The organism is Bradyrhizobium huanghuaihaiense (assembly GCF_025200885.1).
GTDB lineage: Bacteria > Pseudomonadota > Alphaproteobacteria > Rhizobiales > Xanthobacteraceae > Bradyrhizobium > Bradyrhizobium huanghuaihaiense.
The window spans coordinates 2,959,646-2,973,067 of record NZ_CP104172.1 but is presented as its reverse complement, the minus strand read 5'-3'; the positions used below and the strand labels follow the sequence as shown (position 1 = coordinate 2,973,067).

Annotated in this window: 12 protein-coding genes; 7 read left to right on the top strand and 5 right to left on the bottom strand. The window is 64.8% G+C overall.

The features are described 5' to 3' along the window. Window positions 1-59: 59 nt before the first annotated feature. The 3 genes from N2603_RS14000 to N2603_RS13990 form a co-directional block, all read right to left on the bottom strand. Complete coding sequence (locus tag N2603_RS14000) at window positions 60-524, bottom strand: group III truncated hemoglobin (RefSeq protein WP_018642659.1); 465 nt, start codon at window positions 522-524, stop codon at window positions 60-62. 138 nt (window positions 525-662) lie between these two features. Continuing rightward, the gene (locus N2603_RS13995; RefSeq protein ID WP_260389272.1) at window positions 663-1,514 is read right to left on the bottom strand and encodes a 3-hydroxybutyryl-CoA dehydrogenase; all 852 of its coding nucleotides are present in this window, start codon (window positions 1,512-1,514) and stop codon (window positions 663-665) included. Between the two features lie 231 nt (window positions 1,515-1,745). Further along, complete coding sequence (locus N2603_RS13990) at window positions 1,746-3,224, bottom strand: FAD-binding oxidoreductase (RefSeq protein WP_260389271.1); 1,479 nt, start codon at window positions 3,222-3,224, stop codon at window positions 1,746-1,748. Window positions 3,225-3,449: 225 nt separating this feature from the next. Between N2603_RS13990 and hisC the strand changes: the two genes are divergently transcribed. Together hisC and N2603_RS13980 are read left to right on the top strand one after the other, a co-directional pair. Beyond that, window positions 3,450-4,502 carry a histidinol-phosphate transaminase gene (gene hisC / locus N2603_RS13985; RefSeq protein ID WP_260389270.1) on the top strand — a complete coding sequence of 351 codons (1,053 nt, stop codon included), beginning with the start codon at window positions 3,450-3,452 and terminating at the stop codon, window positions 4,500-4,502. 127 nt (window positions 4,503-4,629) lie between these two features. Further along, window positions 4,630-5,328, top strand: a complete 699-nt coding sequence (locus tag N2603_RS13980; protein WP_018642655.1) for an ABC transporter permease — start codon at window positions 4,630-4,632, stop codon at window positions 5,326-5,328. Here N2603_RS13980 and N2603_RS13975 read toward each other — a convergent pair. After that, on the bottom strand, window positions 5,302-6,111 hold the full coding sequence (locus tag N2603_RS13975) for an ABC transporter substrate-binding protein (RefSeq protein WP_260389269.1): 810 nt from the start codon (window positions 6,109-6,111) through the stop codon (window positions 5,302-5,304). The two genes, N2603_RS13980 and N2603_RS13975, sit on opposite strands and share 27 nt — an antisense overlap. Window positions 6,112-6,275: 164 nt before the next feature. Between N2603_RS13975 and N2603_RS13970 the strand changes: the two genes are divergently transcribed. From N2603_RS13970 to N2603_RS13950, 5 genes are all read left to right on the top strand, one after another. Continuing rightward, window positions 6,276-6,548, top strand: coding sequence for a hypothetical protein (locus N2603_RS13970; protein WP_260389268.1), 273 nt, complete (start codon window positions 6,276-6,278; stop codon window positions 6,546-6,548). 253 nt (window positions 6,549-6,801) lie between these two features. Next, the gene (locus N2603_RS13965) at window positions 6,802-8,037 is read left to right on the top strand and encodes a hypothetical protein (RefSeq protein ID WP_260389267.1); all 1,236 of its coding nucleotides are present in this window, start codon (window positions 6,802-6,804) and stop codon (window positions 8,035-8,037) included. 61 nt (window positions 8,038-8,098) lie between these two features. Then, on the top strand, window positions 8,099-8,383 hold the full coding sequence (locus N2603_RS13960; RefSeq protein ID WP_260389266.1) for a TonB-dependent receptor plug domain-containing protein: 285 nt from the start codon (window positions 8,099-8,101) through the stop codon (window positions 8,381-8,383). A gap of 166 nt (window positions 8,384-8,549) precedes the next feature. After that, window positions 8,550-9,434: a BJP family subclass B3 metallo-beta-lactamase gene (gene blaBJP / locus N2603_RS13955; RefSeq protein WP_260389265.1), complete on the top strand. Its 885-nt coding sequence runs from the start codon at window positions 8,550-8,552 to the stop codon at window positions 9,432-9,434. Window positions 9,435-9,728: 294 nt separating this feature from the next. Next, window positions 9,729-11,738, top strand: coding sequence for a putative bifunctional diguanylate cyclase/phosphodiesterase (locus tag N2603_RS13950; protein WP_260389264.1), 2,010 nt, complete (start codon window positions 9,729-9,731; stop codon window positions 11,736-11,738). Between the two features lie 7 nt (window positions 11,739-11,745). Here N2603_RS13950 and hutU read toward each other — a convergent pair whose 3' ends face one another. Beyond that, window positions 11,746-13,416: a urocanate hydratase gene (hutU, locus tag N2603_RS13945; RefSeq protein ID WP_260389263.1), complete on the bottom strand. Its 1,671-nt coding sequence runs from the start codon at window positions 13,414-13,416 to the stop codon at window positions 11,746-11,748. Window positions 13,417-13,422 lie beyond the last annotated feature (6 nt).

The window sequence follows — 13,422 nt, the reverse complement described above, 5'->3', positions numbered from 1 at the left end:
TGGTGCAACGCGCCATCACGCGATGCGTGCTGCACGTTTCTCAGGCACGCATTTTGTATTCACGACCTGAGCACGTGACGCGGTGAAGCGATGCGGCCTGCAACAGTTGCCGACGCCATCTCAAAACTGTCGGCGATACGACGGGCCTTGTCGATGAAGAGCGCGGCCGCCGGAGGCGGGCAGACTTCGCGTGCGGTCTGTTCGAACAGATCGAGCCAGCGATCGAAATGGCCGCCGACCAGGCTCAGTGGCAGATGCGCCCGCATCGGCGAGCCATGATAGCGGCCGCTCATCAGCACGACCGACGACCAGAAATCCGTGAGCTTGGCGAGATGCTCGTCCCAATTCTGCACGATCGCGAACACCGGCCCCAGCAGCGCGTCCTTGCGCACGCGCCCGTAAAAGCGGGTGACGAGTTCCCCGATCATCTCCTCAGTGATCCCGGTGCGCTCGATCGCATCCTGGGTCAACAGGTTCCGTCGCACAGCCGCAGCTTCGCGCTCGGCCTTCAGTCGATCCGACATGTCCTTTGTTTTCCGTTCCGTTGTTCCCGCAAGGCCGCCCGTTCGACATTGTCGGGCCAATCGCGCGCGGCGTCTTTGTCGCAGCGCAAATTGCGGGATCTGGCGGCGGACGCTCGACGTCCGCCGCCGACGCCTCGATCAGGCGTTGTAAGTGTAAAAACCCTGCCCGGTCTTGCGACCGAGATGGCCGGCATCGACCATCTCTTTGAGCAGCGGCGCTGGCCGATATTTAGGATCGTTGAAGCCTTTATAAAAGACCTCCATGACCGAGAGCATGGTGTCGAGGCCGACGAGATCGGCGAGCGCCAGAGGCCCAATCGGATGGTTGCAGCCGAGCTTCATGCCGGCGTCGATCTCTTCCGCGGTCGCGATGCCTTCCTGGAGCGCGAAGATCGCTTCGTTGATCATCGGGCAGAGGATGCGGTTGACGGCGAAGCCCGGGCTGTTCTTGGCGGTGATCGCCACCTTGCCGACGCGCTGGGCGAAATCGAGCGCCTTGGCGTGGGTGTCGTCGGAGGTCTGCAAGCCGCGGATGAGTTCCAGCAGCGCCATCACCGGCACGGGGTTGAAGAAGTGCATGCCGATGAAACGGTCGGGACGATCGGTCGCGGCCGCGAGCTTGGTGATCGAGATCGAGGAGGTGTTGGTGGCAACCAGCGTGCGCGGCGACAGGTTGGCGCAGAGATCCTTCAGGATCTTGACCTTGAGCTCCTCGTTCTCGGTGGCGGCCTCGATGACGAGGTCGCAATCCGACAGCTTCGCGCGGTCGGTCGTGCCGGTGATGCGCTTGAGCGTCGCCTCGCGGTCGGCCGCCGACATCTTCTCTTTCTTGACCAAGCGCTCGAGGCTGCCGCCAACGGTCGACAGGCCGCGGTTCACCGCCGCGTCGGAGATGTCGACCATCACGACCGAGAGCCCGGCCGCGGCGCAGATCTGCGCGATACCGTTCCCCATGGTGCCTGCCCCGATGATGCCAACGCTCTGGATCATTGCCTCATATCCTTCATCCTAGCGGGCCAGCCGGCTACCGGCCCGGCCCCATTGTTTCTGCATCAGGGTCTAGCACCGCCAAGGGGCGCCTGCGACCTGATCCTGCCCCTTCCTTAAAGCATCCAAGGAGGGAATAAAGCCGTTCGTCCGCGGCGAAAAGGCATGATTTGGCACCGTTGGAGCCTGTTTTGCCCGGGTTTGCACCACATCCCACCTCCGCCGACCCTCATCTCACCCGAGACGCAGCACCTTGCCCGGATTCATGATGTTGTCGGGGTCGAGCGCCCGCTTGATCGTACGCATGATGTCGAGCTCGGTCCTGGCGCGATAGTGCTGGAGTTCGTCGAGCTTCTCGATGCCGATGCCGTGTTCGGCCGAGATCGAGCCGCCCATGGACGTGATGAGGTCGTTGACGGCCCGTGTGATCGCCGGGGAATACTGGCCGAGCGTGGCGCGATCCATGCTCTTCGGACCCATGAAGGAGAAGTGCACATTTCCGTCGCCGATGTGGCCGAGCGGATAAGGGCGGATCGTCGGCAGGATGCCGAGCGCGGACTTCAGACCCTTGTCGATGAATTCGGGAATCCGGGAGATCGCGACCGACACGTCGTAGCTCAAACCGGGCCCCTCGGCGCGCGAGGCCTCGGCCACGCTTTCGCGAATACGCCACATGTTACGCGACTGCGTTTCGGTTTGCGCGATCACCGCATCGAGCACCCGGCCCGCATCGAGCTGATCAGCCAGAAACTGCTCCATCCTGTCCGACATGCCTGCACCGCCGTCCTGCCGCGGGCGGGCCGACGACCATTCGAGCAGGAGATACCAATCGGTCTCCGCCTTGAGAGGATCCTGGGCACCGGGAATATGCCGCAGCACCATATCGATGCATGCGCGGCTCATGAGCTCGCAGGAACTGACATTGTCGTCGGAGGCCGCATGCGCCTCCGACAGGAGCTCGATCGCGGCGCTGGGATCGCGGATCGCGAGCCATGCCGTGCAGACGTCCTTCGGCGTGGGCCAGAGCTTCAGCACCGCCTTGGTGATGATGCCGAGCGTGCCTTCAGCGCCCATGAACAGGTGCTTGAGGTCGTAGCCGGTGTTGTCCTTCTTGAGCGCACGCAGCCCGTCCCAGACATCTCCGTTGGCCAGGACGACCTCGAGGCCCAGCACCAGATTGCGCGCATTGCCGTAGCGCAACACCTGCACGCCGCCGGCGTTGGTAGAGAGATTGCCCCCGATCATGCACGAGCCCTGCGCGCCCAGGCTGAGCGGAAACAAGCGATCATGGCGCGCGGCCGTGTCCTGAAGCGTCTGGAGGATGCAGCCCGCCTCCACGGTCATGGTGTAGCCGACTGGATCGACATGCAGCACGTGGTTCATGCGGCCGAGCGAAAGCAGGATGCCGCGATGCACGGGCCACGGCGTGGCACCGCCCATCAGGCCCGTGTTGCCGCCCTGCGGCACGATGGCAATGCCATTGTCGTGGCAGAGCTTGACGACCGCGGAGACTTCCGCGGTGCTGGCTGGTCGCACGACCGCTGCAGCCTGCCCGGTGAGCTCGCCGCGCCAGTCGGTCACGAACGGCCGTTTGTCGTGCTCATCCAGGATGAGGCCCTTGTCGCCCACGATGGCTCGCAGGCGGTCGAGAACGGCCGGCGTCACGGGCACGGTCGGAATGGAGGGAGCGGTGACAAGGGCGGCACCCGGCATGTGTTCCTCTCTTTGCGGCTCTTCTGCGCAGCCTTGGGCTGCGCCGGCCTTCTTTGTTGTTTTCAGGTCTTGCGTTTGCACGATGAGGCTAGCATGAAGGCCGCGCTTGGGGGAACGTCGCCCGACATGAGGCCCGCGCGGATCTGTCGAGGATGCCGACGGCAAGTGCCCTTCCTCCGAGGCCCCGCATCCCCTACTGTGCCGGATCAACCCGGATTGGAGATCATGAGCCGCTTCTGGAGTCCGGTCGTCCACACGCTTTCGCCCTACGTGCCGGGCGAGCAGCCGAAGCAGGACGGCGTCGTCAAGCTCAACACCAACGAGAATCCCTATCCGCCCTCGCCGCGCGTGCTGACGGCGATCGCATCGGCTGCGGAGCGGCTGCGCCTCTATCCCGACCCGCACGCCACCCGCCTGCGCGAGGCGATCGCGGCCTACAGCGGCGTTGCGCCCGAGCAGGTGTTCGTCGGCAACGGGTCGGACGAGGTTCTGGCTCACACCTTCCAGGCGCTCCTGAAGCACGATAAGCCGCTTCTGTTTCCCGATGTCACCTACAGCTTCTACCCGGTCTATTGCCGCCTCTATGGCATAGCGCATGAGGAAGTGCCGCTCGATGCCGCGATGAGGATCGAGACCGCCGGCTACAGCCGGCCGTCGAGCGCCATCCTGCTCTGCAATCCCAACGCGCCCACCGGTATCGCCCTTTCGCGCGAGGCAATCGCCGCACTGCTCGCGGAAAATCCGGACCGGCTGGTGGTGGTGGACGAGGCCTATGTCGATTTCGGCGCCGAGAGCGCCGTGCCGCTCGTTGCGCGCCACGACAATCTGCTGGTCATCCAGACCTTCTCGAAGTCGCGCTCGCTCGCGGGCCTCAGGGTCGGATTTGCCATCGGCCAGCGGCCGCTGATCGAGGCGCTGGAGCGCGTGAAGGACAGCTTCAACTCCTATCCCGTCGATTGTCTCGCCATCGCCGGCGCCGTCGCCGCCATCGAGGACGACGCATGGTTCCTCGAGACCCGCGCCCGCATCATTGCAAGCCGCGACGTGTTGGCGCGCGATCTCGGGCAACTCGGCTTCGAAGTATTGCCGTCGCTTGCGAATTTCGTGTTCGCACGTCATCGCAGCCGGAGTGGCGCCGATCTCGCGACCGCCCTTCGCCAGCGTGGTGTACTGGTCCGGCATTTCAAGAAGCCGCGCATCGAGGACTTCCTGCGCATCACCGTCGGAACGGAGGCAGAGTGTAGCCGGCTGATCGACGTGCTGCGTGGGTTGATCTAGCTCAGCGAAGGCGGTGGCCGCCGCTTGAACACAATGGCATTTGCAGGGACCAGTCCGTGACGCACCTTCGCCGCCTCGACATCGACGCCCCGGAGGCACGCGCTCGAACATCGAAGCGCGGGCGCGGATGAACGACTTCGCGCGATCCATCGGCGCCGCCTTCACGCTGATCGGCGAGGCCGACGCCGAGCTTCTCGGCATCGTCGCATTGTCGGTCCGCGTCAGCCTGACCGCAAGCATCGTCGCGCTGCTGATCGGCGCGCCGATCGGCGCACTCCTCGCGATCAGCCGTTTCCGCGGACGGCAGGTCATCATCGTGCTGACCAATGCGCTACTCGGCCTGCCGCCCGTCGTGGTCGGGCTCGCGCTCTATCTGCTGCTGTCACGGTCCGGCCCGCTCGGAGCGGCCGGGCTGCTGTTTACGCCCACCGCCATGGTGATCGCGCAGACGCTGCTCGCCACGCCGATCGTGGTGGCGCTGGTGCATCGGCCGGCGAGCCTGCTCTGGGCGGAGTATGGCGATCTGGCGCGGATCGACGGTCTGTCGGCCCTGCGCAGCATGGCGCTCCTGCTCGCGCTGGGACGGACCTCGCTGCTGACGGCCTTTCTCGCGGCCTTCGGCCGCGCCATCGCGGAGGTCGGCGCCATCATCATCGTCGGCGGCAACATCCGCGGCTTTACGCGCACGATGACGACCGCGATCGCGCTGGAGACCAGCAAGGGCGACCTGCCGCTGGCGCTGGGTCTCGGGCTGATCCTGCTCGCACTCAGCGTTGCGGTGTCGACCGTCGCCTTTCTGCTAGTTGGCCGCGTTGGGGAAAAATAGCTGCTCGCCGCCGACCTTGTAGCCGGCAATCGCCTGCTGTCCTTTGGGAGACACCAGCCAGTCGATGAAGGCCTGCCCGTCCTGTGCCTTCACATTCGAATGCTTTGCCGGATTGACCAGCATGACGCCGTACTGGTTGAAGAGCCGCTTGTCGCCCTCGGTGAGGATGGCGAGTTCGCCGCGATTCCTGAACGACAACCAGGTACCACGATCCGACAGCAGATAGGCGTTCGAGGACGAGGCCATGTTCAGCGCGGGCCCCATGCCCTGGCCGATCTCGCGATACCAGGTGTCCTTGCCGGAACTGACATCGACACCCGCCTCCTTCCACAATCTCAACTCGGCTGCGTGCGTGCCGGACTTGTCGCCGCGCGATACGAACGGCGCCTTTGCCGCAGCGATCCTGCGCAGCGCATCGGTGACGTCCTTGCTGCCGGCGATCTGCGCCGGATCGCTTTTCGGGCCGATGATGACGAAGTCGTTGTACATCACGTCAAAGCGCTTCACGCCCTGCCCTTCCGACATGAACTTGTCTTCGGCAGGCCTGTCATGGACGAACACCACGTCGGCATCACCGCGCCGCCCGATGTCCAGCGCCTGGCCGGTGCCGACGGCAACGACTTTCACGTCGATGCCCTCGGCCTTCGAGAACAGCGGCAGCAGATGGCCGAACAAACCCGACTGTTCGGTCGACGTCGTCGAGGCCACCGTGATGGTGCGATTCTGCGCGAATGCAATGGTGGACCAGAGCAGAACCGCTCCGATAGCGACTATTCTTTTCATGCCTCGTCCTCACACCAGATGCCCGGGAGTTCCAAGTTAACCTTGAGACCGCACCACAGGGAACCCCCACATTCGGCACAACTCACATTGCTGCGACGCGCCACGCCCGAGTTTGGAACGCCCCCTCCACGCACAGGTTGTCTCGGGCAATGCAGGAGAACAACATGAAGAAGATCATTTTGGCATCGGCGTGCATCATGGCGCTGGCAACCGGCGGCGCCTTCGCGCAGACACAACCCGCTCCAGGCGCATCCAGTCAGGGCGAGGTCGGTCCCTCATCGCGAGGCCCTGCCACCAAGGGGATGACGACGGGGCGCTCCTCGAACATGCAGAACGAGGCCGCCGACAGCAAGGGCAAGCAGTCGCCTTCGGCCGGCGGCAGCAACACCAACAACATGGGCAGCCAGGCCGGCGGTGGCGCAGGCTCCGGGAAGTAACCGCGAGATCGTGAGAGGGGGCGGATGTCCCCTCCTCTCCCACGGGAAGGCAAGATCGATCGGCATTGTCGCGCCGCGCCACAGATTCGAACCGAGAAGCTAGCCAGCGGCGCGTGCATGTTCTGCAATTGGTCCCATCTACATTGACATCGGTGTGACGGCCGGGGCAGTTTTTCACATTGCTGACGAATCAGCGATTGCCTCACGCCGAGTACCTCTTGGACAACTCCCAGTGCTTTCGAGACTGATATCGTTGCTGCACCGCATCCCTGCGGTGAAATGGGCGTTGACCCGGCTTCGGCCCACGCCGCACGGCGGCAGCATCGACGCCGCCCCGATTGCCGCAGAAAGCTCGCCAGTTCTCATCGTCGACGCTGCAGAATCTGCGCCGGCTCCGAGCATTAGCGCCGATCCACCGCCCAGCGACGCAGTCGTCGCGGACGAAGCCGCGATCCCTGTCGTCGCGGAGAGCCCATCGGCCGCGCCGGCTGATGGGAACGTCACCGACGATTCATTGCCGGAGACGCCGACAGAAGCCGAGCCGGTCGTCGTGGCCGAGGCTGCAATCTCACCGGTCGACATCGCACCCGAGCCGACCGATATTCCCGAGCTCATCATCGACAACGATCCGCCGGCGGAAGATTCGGCTGACGTTACGCCCGACGAGGCCGAGCAGGCCGCGGCTGCATCTGTCGAGGCCGAAGAAGAATCGGTCGACGCCGAGCCCATTGCTATCAGCGGCGATCCATCTCCCGAGCTTCCGGCCGGCATCGAGCCCGTCGTCGCGGAGGAGACCGAGGTCGTGTCCGTCGACGTCGCGATCGCGCCGGTTGACGCCCTCGTCGTCAACGACGATCACTCCCCTGGCATTCCCGCTGATGTCGAGCCCGCCGTCGTCGACGCATCCTGTGTCGCGCTTGCCGGAAGTGACGTCCCGGTGGAGGACGCTTCCGAAAGCGGCATCGACAACGCGCCGTCCTCCAGCGTCGCGGTCGAGATCGAGTCGGTTCCCGCCAACGATCCTGCGCCGGTCGTCGCCGCAGTCGTCACTGAGACCTCCTCGGAGGACACGCCCGGCGTCGTCGCGGACATCGCGCCGGAGCAGGAGTTGGCGCCTCCAGCGCCGGAGGTCCGCAGCACACCGAAAGTTCGCGCCAAGCCCGCGGAACCGGCCGATCGTGCCGCGCTGATCCGGCAGCGCTGGGCCGAGACCGGGGTCAGGATGTGGAATCCGCGGCTTCACGGCACCGGCGATGCCACGCTGAACATCCAGGGCAGCATCGAGCTGCTGCCGCCCGCCCCCGGCGAGACCCTGCCGCGCTACGACAAGCTGGAATTCAGGATGCTCGGCGGTCAGATCGTGTGCGAGGGCGTCATCGTCGAGGCGCCCGTGCAGGCGAGCCATCGCAGCTTCACCCGGCTCGCCGAGCCGCGAGTTCCGGACCGGGTCCGTGAATCCGTGCGGGAGCGCCAGGCCGCACTCGCCTGATCCTTTTCTCCGAAGAATGCTTGCCATATGCTAGGCTGATGCCCCGGCTATGGGAGATCGCATGCGCGCGAGATCGTTGCGATTGATCGTCATCGCGGCCCTCTGCTTCTCGCAAGGAGCCTTTGCAGCGTCCAGCAAACGGCCGCGTCACGTGCCGCCAACCGCGCATGCCGCCGATGTCGCAGCGAGCTACAAAGCCGACCGGCTCTCGTCCTCGCGTGGCGAGACGATCCTCAACACGCCCGGACAGACCACCGTGCTGACGCGAGAAGTCCTCGACGACAAGAAGGCGACGAGCCTGCGGGACGCCATGCGCTCGACCGCGGGCGTGACGATCGGGCGATAGGCTCCGCTCCGCTTTCAGCAAACCCGCGCTATTCCCGCAAGGCCTACGCATTTTTGCGGACACAAGACTGTTGCCCTCAACGCCCGCCACGACGTAACTTGCGCACCGCCCGGGCCACGACGTCCGCGCCCGACCAAAACGACAAGAACACTGCGGGAGGCAGACTATGAGAAGGCTCGCGGCCGCGCTTTGTGCACTGGCCCTGCTCTCGACTGGCGCGCAGGCGCAGACCATCAAGGATTTCCTGGCAATCGCCATGAAGAAATGGACGGCCCCGTTCGAGCCGTTCCAGCTCATCGGCAACATCTACTATGTCGGCACCGACGGCATTGCCGTCTACGTCATCAAGACGTCGCAGGGGCTGATCCTGATGGATACGGCGATGCCGCAGTCTACCGGCATGATCAAGGACAACATCGCCAAGCTCGGCTTCAAGGTCGCCGACATCAAGATCCTCCTCAACTCGCACGCGCATCTCGACCACACCGGCGGCTTTGCCGAGATCAAGAAGGAGACCGGCGCACAGCTCATCGCCGGCGAGCGCGACAAGCCGCTGCTCGAAGGCGGCTATTATCCGGGCGACGAGAAGAACGAGGATCTCGCCTTCCCCGCGGTGAAGGTCGACCGTACCGTCAAGGAAGGCGACAAGGTCACGCTTGGCGACACAACGCTCACCGCGCATGCAACGCCCGGCCATTCACCGGGTTGCACCAGTTGGGAGATGACCGTCAAGGACGGCAGGGAGGACCGCGAAGTGTTGTTCTTCTGTAGCGGCACCGTGGCGCTGAACCGGCTGGTCGGCCAGCCCACCTATCCCGGCATCGTCGATGACTACCGCGCGACCTACGACAAGGTGAAGGCGATGAAGATCGACGTGCTGCTCGGACCGCATCCGGAAGTCTATGGCATGCAGGCCAAGCGCGCGGAGATGAAGGACGGCGCACCGAACCCGTTCGTCAAGCCGGGCGAGCTCGTAACTTACGCAACCAGCCTCTCCGAGGAATTCGACAAGCAGCTCGCGAAGCAGACCGCTGCGCTGGAGAAGAAATAGCGGCCGGCAGGTGCTGCGCGCCTCTCCCCGGCGAGGGAGGGCGGCGGCAACACGTTGTGCTGGCGCCATGGTTAGCAGAGTGTAGCCTCGGCTCTACAGCACTTCGCAGTTGATATGGCTCGCCTCCCCCGCCCTCGTATCGTTAACGCAGCCTCACCAATGCACGCGGCCTGAAATTCCTGCGGCCGCGTGCAACCTGTGCTGGCCTTTCGGCATGGAACCCGTCTAACGCGCCCTTTACCCCTGCCGTGCAAGATCGCTCCCGTTTTGAAGGGATCCGGGGCGCGTATTGCAATGCCTGTCGCCAATTTGAAGTCTCATATCGCCGCCGCGACGCGGCTGTTTCGCGTGCCGGCCGACAACCCGGACCTGACGCGCGCGCAGTTCGACGCCTTCTCGAAGCAGATCCCGCTGCTCTACTTCATCCTCATGAGCAATACGATCGCCGTCGCCTACACCTTTGTGAACGTGGCGCCGGACTGGCTGACGATGATCGTGCCGAGTGTGCTCACCGTGCTGGCGGCTCTGCGTACCTTCTGGTGGCTGCGCCAGCGTCATCTCGTGCGCAGTGATGCCGACATCCTTCGCAATCTGCGCGCCACCAACTGGATGACGCTGCCGATCGGCGCGGGCTTCACCGCCTGGTCCTTCGCGCTCTTCCCTTACGGCGATCCCTTCGCCAAGAGCCAGGTGGCCTTCTACATGGCCGTCACCGTGATCGGCTGCATCTTCTCGCTGATGCATCTGCGCTCCGCGGCGCTGATCGTGACGCTGGTCGTCGACGTGCCCTATGTGCTGTTTTTCTGGGCCACCGGCGAGCCGACGCTGAAGGCGATCGCGGTCAACAACCTGCTCGTCTCGGGCGCGATGGTGACGGTGCTGGTCATCTACTATCGCGACTTCGCCGATCTCGTCGCCAGCCGCAAATCGCTGCTCGCACAACAGGCTGCGACGCAAGCGCTGTCGGACGAGAATTTCCGCCTCGCCAATCTCGATTCCCTCACCGAGCTGCCAAACCGCCGCCGCTTCTTCGCCGAGCTGTCGAGTGCCTTCACCGATGCCGAGCGCAGGAACGTTCGCGTCGCGGTCGGCATCATCGATCTCGACGGCTTCAAGCCGATCAACGACAATTACGGTCACTCGGTCGGCGATCGCGTGCTGATCGAGGCCGGCCGGCGCATCCGCGAGGTCTGCGAGGGCTTTGGTCCGCAGCGGGTGGAATTCGCCCGGCTCGGCGGCGACGAATTCGGTCTCGTCGTGTGCGGCGATCCCGATGATGCGGATCTGCTCCGGCTTGGCCAGCGCATCGGCGACCAGGTCAAGCTTCCCTATCAGCTCGACACCGCCCATACGGGGCTGTCCTGCTCGATCGGCTTTGCGCTGTTCCCGCAATCGGCAACGACGGCCGAAGCGCTCTACGAATGCGCCGATTATTCGCTCTATCACGCCAAGCGCCATCTGCGCGGCCGCACCGTGATCTTCTCGAGCGAGCTCGAGGCCGAGATCCGCAGCCGCGGCGTGATCGAGAACCTGCTGCGCACCGCCGATTTCAGCACCGAGATGGACCTGGTGTTTCAGCCGATCGTGGACGCCATGAGCGAGCACACCGCCGGTTTCGAGGTGCTGGCGCGCTGGCACAGCTCCCGCCTTGGCCTCGTGTCGCCGGCCGACTTCATCCCGGCCTCCGAGCGCATCGGCCTGATCCGGCCGCTGACGCAGGCGCTGCTGGTTCGCGCGCTCGCGGCGGCCAAGACCTGGCCCGACCACATCCGCCTGTCGTTCAACCTCTCCGCTCACGACGTCTGCGCGGCCGAGGGCATCCTGCCGCTGATCTCGATCATCGAGAAGAGCGGACTGCCGCCGCACCGGATCGACTTCGAGATCACCGAGACCGCCGTTACCTTCGACTTCGTGCGCGCACAGCAGTCGATCGCAACGCTGAAGGCGATGGGCTGCGGCATTTCGCTGGACGATTTCGGCACCGGCTATTCCTCGCTGAGCCACGTGCACCGGCTGCCGCTCGACAAGATCAAGATCGACCGCAGCTTCGCCGCCGACATCAACGACAATCCGGTGAGCCACAAGATCATCAAGTCGCTCACGGGCCTGTGCGACGACATGGAGATCGCCTGCGTCGTCGAGGGCGTCGAGACGCGCGCCCAGCTCGATACCCTGCGGCGGCTGGGATGCGACTTCATCCAGGGCTATTATTTCGCAAAGCCAATGCCGGGCGACGCGATCGGCGACTACCTCGCGAACGAAGGCCAGCGCCTCGGCGGCGCGGGAGCCAAGGTCGTAGCCTGAGGCGCGGCTACTTCGAAAGGCTCGGCAGATCGAGCCCCTTGTCGCGGGCGCAGTCGATCGCGATGTCGTAGCCGGCATCGGCGTGGCGCATGACGCCGCTGGCCGGATCGTTCCAGAGCACGCGCTCGATGCGCTTTGCAGCCTCAGGCGTGCCGTCGGCGACGATCACCATGCCCGCGTGCTGCGAATAGCCGATGCCGACGCCACCGCCATGATGCAGCGAGACCCAGGTCGCGCCGCTGGCGCAATTGAGCAGCGCGTTGAGCAACGGCCAGTCGGACACCGCATCCGATCCGTCCTTCATCGCCTCGGTCTCGCGGTTGGGGCTCGCCACCGAGCCGCTGTCGAGATGATCGCGGCCGATCACGATCGGCGCTTTCAACTCGCCGCGCGCCACCATCTCGTTGAACGCAAGACCGAGACGATGGCGATCGCCGAGGCCGACCCAGCAGATCCGCGCCGGCAGGCCCTGGAACTTGATGCGCTCCTTGGCCATGTCGAGCCAGTTGTGCAGATGCTTGTCGTCGGGCATCAACTCCTTGACCTTGGCATCGGTCTTGAAGATGTCCTCGGGATCGCCCGACAGCGCGGCCCAGCGGAACGGCCCGACACCGCGGCAGAACAAGGGGCGGATATAGGCAGGAACGAAGCCAGGGAAATCGAAGGCGTTCTTCAGGCCCATGTCCTGCGCCATTTGGCGGATGTTGTTGCCGTAATCGAGCGTCGGGATTCCTTGCGCGTGGAAATCCAGCATGGCCTGGACGTGCTCGACCATCGACGTCTTCGAGGCGCGCTCGACCGCCTTTGGGTCAGAGGCGCACTTGGCTTCCCAATCGGCGAGCGTCCAGCCCTTCGGCAGATAGCCGTTGATCGGATCATGCGCGCTGGTCTGGTCGGTGACGATGTCGGGCTTGACGCCGCGCCGGACCAGCTCCGGGAAAATCTCTGCGGCATTGCCGAGCAGGCCGACCGAGACAGCTTTCTTCGTCTTTGCGGCGTCCACCATGATCGCGAGCGCTTCATCGAGCGTTGCAGCCTGTCGGTCGAGATAGCCGGTGCGCAAGCGCATCTCGATGCGGCTCGGCTGGCATTCGACCGCAAGCATCGACGCGCCGGCCATGGTCGCGGCCAGCGGCTGCGCTCCGCCCATGCCGCCGAGGCCGGCGGTGAGGATCCATTTGCCGGCGAGGCTGCCGCCATAATGGCGACGGCCGACCTCGACGAAGGTTTCGTAGGTGCCCTGCACGATGCCCTGGCTGCCGATATAGATCCACGACCCCGCCGTCATCTGGCCGTACATCATCAGGCCCTGGCGATCGAGCTCGTTGAAATGATCGAGCGTCGCCCAATGCGGCACGATGTTGGAGTTCGCGATCAGCACGCGCGGCGCATCGGCATGGGTGCGGAAGACGCCGACCGGCTTGCCGGACTGCACCAGCAGCGTCTGGTCGTCTTCGAGCTTGCGCAAGGCGGCCGTGATCCGGTCGAAGCTCTCCCAGTCGCGCGCGGCGCGGCCGATACCGCCGTAGACAACCAGCTCGCTCGGACGCTCCGCCACGTCAGGATCGAGATTGTTCATCAGCATGCGCAAGGGCGCTTCCGTCAGCCAGCTCTTGGCGCTGATGTCGCTGCCGCGCGGGGCGCGAATGGTGCGGTCATTGTCGAGTCGGCGGTTCATGCGGAA

Coding starts and splice junctions, on each gene's coding strand:
- N2603_RS14000 (WP_018642659.1), bottom strand. CDS start 524: ATGTCGGATCGACTGAAGGCCGAGCGCGAAGCTGCGGCTGTGCGACGG.
- N2603_RS13995 (WP_260389272.1), bottom strand. CDS start 1,514: ATGATCCAGAGCGTTGGCATCATCGGGGCAGGCACCATGGGGAACGGT.
- N2603_RS13990 (WP_260389271.1), bottom strand. CDS start 3,224: ATGCCGGGTGCCGCCCTTGTCACCGCTCCCTCCATTCCGACCGTGCCC.
- hisC (WP_260389270.1), top strand. CDS start 3,450: ATGAGCCGCTTCTGGAGTCCGGTCGTCCACACGCTTTCGCCCTACGTG.
- N2603_RS13980 (WP_018642655.1), top strand. CDS start 4,630: ATGAACGACTTCGCGCGATCCATCGGCGCCGCCTTCACGCTGATCGGC.
- N2603_RS13975 (WP_260389269.1), bottom strand. CDS start 6,111: ATGAAAAGAATAGTCGCTATCGGAGCGGTTCTGCTCTGGTCCACCATT.
- N2603_RS13970 (WP_260389268.1), top strand. CDS start 6,276: ATGAAGAAGATCATTTTGGCATCGGCGTGCATCATGGCGCTGGCAACC.
- N2603_RS13960 (WP_260389266.1), top strand. CDS start 8,099: ATGCGCGCGAGATCGTTGCGATTGATCGTCATCGCGGCCCTCTGCTTC.
- blaBJP (WP_260389265.1), top strand. CDS start 8,550: ATGAGAAGGCTCGCGGCCGCGCTTTGTGCACTGGCCCTGCTCTCGACT.
- N2603_RS13950 (WP_260389264.1), top strand. CDS start 9,729: ATGCCTGTCGCCAATTTGAAGTCTCATATCGCCGCCGCGACGCGGCTG.
- hutU (WP_260389263.1), bottom strand. CDS start 13,416: ATGAACCGCCGACTCGACAATGACCGCACCATTCGCGCCCCGCGCGGC.